At 68.6% G+C, this 5,256-nt stretch carries 3 protein-coding genes and 1 pseudogene; 3 read left to right on the top strand and 1 reads right to left on the bottom strand.

The genetic code is table 11. The annotated features are described in order from the left end of the window. Together FNH05_RS31410 and FNH05_RS31405 are read left to right on the top strand one after the other, a co-directional pair. Positions 1–2,274, top strand: a 2,274-nt coding sequence (locus tag FNH05_RS31410; RefSeq protein ID WP_144592477.1) for a transglycosylase domain-containing protein, incomplete at its 5' end; no start/stop codon positions are given. Between the two features lie 111 nt (positions 2,275–2,385). Further along, positions 2,386–3,909 carry a glycosyltransferase family 87 protein gene (locus tag FNH05_RS31405; protein ID WP_246128053.1) on the top strand — a complete coding sequence of 508 codons (1,524 nt, stop codon included), beginning with the start codon at positions 2,386–2,388 and terminating at the stop codon, positions 3,907–3,909. 6 nt (positions 3,910–3,915) lie between these two features. On the opposite strand, the gene FNH05_RS31400 is transcribed toward FNH05_RS31405, so the two are convergent. Next, positions 3,916–4,689: a deoxyribonuclease IV gene (locus FNH05_RS31400; RefSeq protein WP_144592475.1), complete on the bottom strand. Its 774-nt coding sequence runs from the start codon at positions 4,687–4,689 to the stop codon at positions 3,916–3,918. Between the two features lie 112 nt (positions 4,690–4,801). On the opposite strand from FNH05_RS31400, the pseudogene FNH05_RS31395 reads away from it, so the two are divergent. Further along, positions 4,802–5,256, top strand: a pseudogene (locus FNH05_RS31395) (hypothetical protein); the annotation flags it as partial.

Here is a 5,256-nt window from a genome sequence, read left to right as displayed (position 1 = left end):
CCGCCGAACCGTGAGCCCGGTCTGCTCACCCACAACGAACCGGGCGGCCCCGGCTACCCCGAGGACGACTACGACGACGAGCAGGGCCGGTTCGACGAGTTCGGCGCGGACGGCGAAGAAGCCCCCGAAGAAGGCAAGAAGGGCAAGAAGGCCCTGACGCCCAAACAGCGCAAGAAGCGGCGCTGGAAGATCATCCGCCGCAGCCTGTACGCGTGCGTCGGCCTGTTCGTCGTGCTGCCCGCGATCGCCTTCACCATCGCCTACTTCCTGGTCGACGTGCCGACGCCGGAAGAGGTGCTCGCACAGCAGAGCCAGGTCGTCACCTACTACTACAGCGACAACACGGTGATGGGCAAGGACATCCCGGAGAACAAGAACCGCCAGATCCTCAAGCCCGGCCAGATCCCCGACACCGTCAAGCACGCCGTGTACGCGGCCGAAGACGCCACCTTCGAGACCAACAGCGGTTTCGACGTGCTGGGCATCCTGCGCGCGGTCTACAACAACCTCACCGGTGGTCAGGGCGGTGGTTCGACCATCTCCCAGCAGTACATCAAGAAGGCCACCGAGAACGAGGAACACACGCTCACGCGTAAGGCCACGGAGCTGGTGAAGTCGTTCAAGATGAACCAGACCCAGTCCAAAGAGGACATCATCACGGCCTACCTGAACATCATCTACTTCGGCCGGGGCGCCTACGGCATCCAGGCGGCCTCGCACGCGTACTTCAACAAGGACGTCTCCCAGCTCTCCTCGTCGGAAGCGGCCCTGCTGGCCGGTCTGATCCAGGGACCGGGCAGGTCGGAGAACGCCGAATACGCACAGCGGCGCTGGAACTACGTGATGGACAACCTGGTCAAGTACAACTGGCTGCCCTCAGCCGACCGCACGGCCGCCCAGTTCCCGACCCCGTTGCCCATCGACCAGACCAAGCCGCAGGCCATCACCGGCTCGAACCAGTACATCCAGGCGCAGGTGGAGGACGAACTGGCGGCCGCGGGCTACTCGAAGGAGAAGCTGCAGGCCGGGGGCTACAACATCTACACCACGATCGACCCGGTCGCACAGAAGATCGCGGTCGACGCGGAGAACAAGTACATGACCGGGCAGCCGGACACGCTGAAGAAGGCGCTCGTCGCGGTGGACCCGAAGACCAGGGGCGTGATCGCCTACTATGGCGGGCCCAACGACAAGACCGACCGGTACGATTGGGCGAACACACCGCACAACCCCGGATCCTCGTTCAAGGCGTTCGACATCACGGCGTTCCTGAAGATGGGCAAGGGGCTGGGCGAGGTCTTCGACGGCTCCATATCCCGTCAGTTCGGCTCCCGCACCGTCCGCAACGCGAGTCAGGCGAACAGCTGTGGCAAGGACTGCACGGTCGCCGAGGCCGTCAAGATTTCCGCCAACACGGTGTTCTTCGACATGGTCGCCAACGTGACGCACTGGCCCGCCGTGCAGGAGGCCGCCGTCGAGGCCGGCGTCAAAACGGTCGAGCATCCGAAGACGGCACTGGACAACAACATCTCGCTCGGCGGTGGCACGACCGAAGCCACGCCGCTCGACATGGCCTCCGGCTACGCCACCTTCGCCGCGGACGGCATGGCCATGGACCGGCACTTCGTCACCAAGGTGACCGACCCCGGCGGCAACGTGGTCTACCAGACCCAGGTGACCCCGAAGCCCGCCTTCGCCGCGAACAACTCGCAGAAGAGCAAGCAGATCGCCGGGAACGTCACCATCGCACTCAAGCCGGTGATCGACTTTTCGCACCTGAAGTGCCCGGACAACCACGAATGCGCGGGCAAGACGGGTACGCAGCAGTACGACTCGAGCGATCCCACCCTGGCGAGCCTCAACTCGCAGGTGTGGATGATCGGGTACACCCCGTCGATCGCGGTGGCCTCCTGGGTCGGTTCCGACCCGCCGAAGCCGCTGAAGGACAAGGACGGCAAGTCCGTCGGCAGTACCGGGCTCCCTGCCCAGATCTGGCAGGAGTTCATGAACAACTACCTCAAGGGCAAGCCCGCGGAGAAGTTCTCCACGGTGGATCCGATCGGCAAGTCCGCCGACGCGTCCAGCGACTCCTCCGCGTCGAACACCGCCTCGCAGTCGACGGGGACCAGCACCCCGACCACCCCGACCACCCCGACCACGACGCCCACTTCGGACACCTCGCCCACCTCGGCGTCGAAGCCCTCGAAGTCGAAGCCGTCGAGCCCGACCTCGACGACCGGCGGCTTCGTGATCGGCGGTCCCCCGGGCGGCTGACCGGCACGACGGAACCGGAGAGGGCGGTGGGCACGGCGACGATGCCACCGCCCTTTTCGTGCGCAGCGTGGCTCACTGCCAACCCACCGTCGGGGCCGTAACATCGCGCGCGTGTCCAGTCCGACCGAACCGGCCTCCCTCGACGCGACCCAGCGGATCGCCCCCAGCCGGACCGAGCCACTGGTGGCCGCGGCGAGCGCGCCCATCGGCGGCCCGCTCGGCGAGCACGCCGCAGTGGGCAGGCACTGGTTCTGGACCCCGCAGCGGGTGGGACTGGCCCTGGCCACCCTCGCCCTGATGCTGTGCTGGTTCGGCAAGGGCAGCTGCATCCAGCAGTACACCGACGAAAGCGGCCACAACCAGCTGGACTGGCGGGCGGGCCGCCCTTACGTGGCCATGTGCTACTCCGACATCGTGCCGCTCTACAGCGCCGAACGGCTCGACCAGCCGGGCACCTTCCCGTACCGGACGAGCTGGGTGGACAACGCCGGCACCGCGAACGCGAACGTGCGGTACATGGAGTACCCGGTGCTCACCGGGCTCTTCCAGTGGGCCAACGCGAAACTCACCACGATCTGGAAGACGATCTCCGACGCGGGCTGGCTCCCCGGCGCGCTCCCGGTGGCGATCTACTTCAACATCACCGCGTTCTGGTTGTCCGCCGCCTGGCTGGTCACCGTGTGGGCGGTCGGCCGCACCGCGGGCCGCAGACCATGGGACGCCGCACTGGTCGCGATCTCACCACTGGTACTGGTGCACGCGTTCACGAACTTCGACGCGATCGCCACCGCGTTCGCCGCCACCGGGCTACTTGCGTGGGCCAGACGGAAGCCGGTGCTGGCCGGTGTGCTGCTCGGCCTGGGCGCCGCGGCGAAGCTGTACCCGTTGTTCCTGCTGGGCCCCCTGTTCCTGCTGTGCCTGCGCGCCGGGAAGTTCCGCTACTGGGCGCGCACGGCCGCGACCGCCGTGGTGACCTGGCTGGCGGTGAACCTGCCCATAGCGCTCCTGTACAACACCGGGTGGCGGGAGTTCTTCCGGCTGAACGGGGAGCGCGCGATGGACCCCGACTCGATCTACAACGTGATCTCCTACTTCACCGGCTGGACCGGTTTCGACGGCCCACTGCGGGCAGGGCAGACGCCGACCTGGCTCAACCTGGTCAGCGGGGGTCTGTTCCTGTTGTGCTGCGCGGGCATCGCCTACCTGGCGCTCGCCGCGCCGCTACGGCCGCGCGTGGCCCAGTTGAGCTTCCTCGTGGTCGCCGCGTTCCTGCTGACGAACAAGGTGTGGAGCCCGCAGTACTCGCTGTGGCTGGTGCCGCTGGCGGTGCTGGCGATCCCGCGCTGGCGGCTGCTGCTCGGCTGGATGCTCGTCGACGCGCTGGTCTGGGTGCCGAGGATGTTCTTCTACCTCGGCGTCGACCACAAGGGGTTGCCGGAGGACTGGTTCCTCGGCTTCGTCGTGGTCCGGGACCTGGCCGTGGTCGGGCTGTGCGTGCTGGTGATCCGGGAGATCCTGCGTCCGGAACGGGACAAGGTCCGGCTCTCCGGCGACGACGATCCGGCGGGCGGCGTGCTCGACGGGGCCCGCGACGTGTTCGTGCTCAAACCGGCCAAGGAGCCGGTTCCGGCCTGATCGCCTTCAGCCGAGGGCGTCCCGCAGGTACGCGATGTCCTCGGCCTGGCCCTCCGACGGGGTCTCGACGATCACCGGCGCCCCGGCCGCCCTGGCCACCGCCACCAGTTGCTCCGGTGGGATGGTGCCGCCGCCGTGCACCACGTTGGCGTGCCGGTCGCGGGTCGAGCCGAACTCGTCCCGCGAGTTGTTGAGGTGCACCAGGTCGATCCGGCCGGTGATCGCCTTCACCCGGTCCACGACGCCGTCCAGTTCCCAGCCCGCGGCGAAGGCATGGCAGGTGTCCAGGCAGAAGCCGGCTCCGAAACCGCCGACGACATCCCACAGCCGGGCCAGCATGTCGAACTGGCGGGCCATCGCGCCGTCGCCCCCGGCGGTGTTCTCGATGAGGATCGGTACCCCGAAGCCGCCGTCTTCGGCCTGGCGCTCGAACAGCTTGCGCCAGTTGATCAGGCCCAGTTCCGGGTCCTCGTCCTTGCGCACGTGCCCGCCGTGCACGACCAGGCCGCGGGCGCCGATCTCCGCGGCGGCCGCCGCGTGCTGGCCGACCAGCTTGCGGGAGGGCATGCGGATGCGGTTGTTCGTGGAAGCCACGTTCACCACGTACGGGGCGTGGATGAACACCGTCACCCCGGCCGCCTCGATCTCCGCCGCGCTCGGCGCGGGCACCGGTTTGCGCCAGCCCTGCGGGTCCGCGAGGAAGAACTGGACCACCGCGGCATCGCGCTCCCGCGCCGCCGCCAACGGATCGTCATCGCGAACATGGGCTCCGATCTGCATGGGGCCACGCTACCGCCGGAAATCCGCCGGAACCGCCCCACGCTCACGCAGATGCAGTAGCGTGAGCGCGTTCCGTGAACCAGCGTGGCCTGCCGGCGCCGGAGGGGGAAGCATGGGGAAGACCGGGAACAGGTTGGCCGCACTGGGTTTTCTCACCGCCTTCGCCACCTTGGCCGTGCTGCCGGGAACGGCTTCGGCGGATCCGGCCGATCCGGCTCTGGCCGGTGGTTGTGACGCCACCCTCCGGCCGGCCCCCGGCCAGGCCCTCACCGTGGACGCGGGCGCCTCGCTCGACCTGCCCGGAATCCTCACCGTGGGCACCGGGTCCCACTCGGCCGCGACCGGGCCCGGCCAGAACGCGCCGCTGTTGTCGCTACCGCTCGCCGACACGGCGGGAACGCTGGACGCGGGCTCGCTGCCGGTGGTCGGCCCGCTGCTCACCGACGAGGTCTGTCCCGGCCTGCAGAACACGGTGAACGGCGTGTCGGCGACCACGCAGAGTCTCCTTTCCGGGCATGTGCGGGAGCCGGCTCCCGCGCCGCGACCCGTCCGGCCCACGCCCCGGCC

This window comes from Amycolatopsis rhizosphaerae, from assembly GCF_007713715.1.
Classification (GTDB): Bacteria; Actinomycetota; Actinomycetes; order Mycobacteriales; family Pseudonocardiaceae; genus Amycolatopsis_E; species Amycolatopsis_E rhizosphaerae.
This window is presented reverse-complemented; position numbering and strand designations above follow the sequence as displayed.